We start from the raw sequence: 1,333 nt of genomic DNA, 5'->3' as shown, positions 1-1,333 counted from the left end.
CATCCGCACTATTGGCCACCGCTACGTTACGGATCACCGTACCCGCTGCCGTATTAGCCGGGATTCCTAAAACTAAGGTCAACGTAGCCTCTCCACCCGCCGCGATCTCGGCGATGTTCCAGCTCACCGTGCCGGCAGCAAAAGTCCCGCCCATGCTCGCACTCTCGAACACCGTTCCCGCAGGAAGCGCATCCGTCACCAATACATTGCGCGCTGTCGCATTTCCTATATTGCGTACTCGAATCGTGTAGGTAATCGACTCACCCGCCAGCACGCGTGGTGCCGCCGGCGTCTTCAGCACTTCCAAATTCGCCACACGTAAGGCATTCACATTCACCCGCACCTCATTGCTCAACTGCTCCCCTCTCGGGTCCGCTGCCGCAGTACCGCGCGCTTGCGCCACGATCACCACGCCATCAGCTAAGCCATCCGAGCTGCGAACCACCAAATTCAAGCTAAGCGTCTCACCTGCCGGCACATTAGCCAGAGCCCAGTTGACATTCAAGCCATCCAAGACACCGCCATCCGTCGCCGAAATAAACTGCGTGTCATTCGGTAGCGGCAAGGTCACATTCACAGCACCTGTACCGATATTACCCGTATTACGCACCTCTAAGGTATAGGTGATCGCATCCCCTGAGGTCACCGTCAGCGGAGTAGCCGCAAGCACCAGCTCTAAGGTCGCGCGCTCATTCACCGCCGTAATCACCGCAGGTGCAGACACGCGTGGAGATCTCGCATCCGTAGGGCTATTCACCTCGGCGACATTACTCACCTCCGTGCCATTCGCCAAGTCCGACGCCAAGCGTACTTCCAAGCTCAGGTTGACCGACGCGCCTGCGGCCAAAGTGCCTACAGGCCAGCTCACCACTCCATTATCCAAGCTGCCGCCAGTATCCGCAGACACGAAGCTCACTCCTGCCGGCAAGGCATCCGTTACCACCACCTGCTGCGCATCACTTGGGCCATTATTCGTCACCGTAATCGTGTACGTAAACGTCTCTCCTACCACCACATTCGGAGTAGCAGTCGTTTTCGCTATGGCTAAGGTAGCAGCAGTATCCACCGTCACATCATTACTCTGGATCCGGCGCATTTTCCTTCGGACCATCTGGGATCTCATTCCGCACTTATTGGCCGCCCGCTATCGTTATGCCGGATCCACCGTTGACCCGCTTCGCCCTATTTCAGCCGGGACTTCCGTAAACTAAGGTCAACGTAGCCTCTCCACCCGCCGCGATCTCGGCGATGTTCCAGCTCACCGTGCCGGCAGCAAAAGTCCCGCCCATGCTCGCACTCTCGAACACCGTTCCCGCAGGAAGTGCATCCGTCA

2 protein-coding genes are annotated in these 1,333 nt (G+C 57.9%); both read right to left on the bottom strand.

All coding sequences use genetic code 11. The annotated features are described in order from the left end of the window. A partial coding sequence (locus tag A3SI_RS21355) for a COG1361 S-layer family protein (protein ID WP_009057968.1) occupies nt 1–1,096 on the bottom strand: 1,096 nt, incomplete at its 3' end. A gap of 91 nt (nt 1,097–1,187) precedes the next feature. Beyond that, a complete protein-coding gene (locus A3SI_RS19470) occupies nt 1,188–1,289 on the bottom strand; it encodes a hypothetical protein (protein WP_238531836.1) in 102 nt (33 codons plus the stop codon). Between the last annotated feature and the right edge of the window lie 44 nt (nt 1,290–1,333).

Origin of the sequence: Nitritalea halalkaliphila LW7, assembly GCF_000265075.1 — a bacterium.
Lineage (GTDB): Bacteria > Bacteroidota > Bacteroidia > Cytophagales > Cyclobacteriaceae > Nitritalea > Nitritalea halalkaliphila.
Note: the sequence above shows the minus strand (reverse complement) of the source record. Positions and strands in the feature narration are given on the sequence as shown.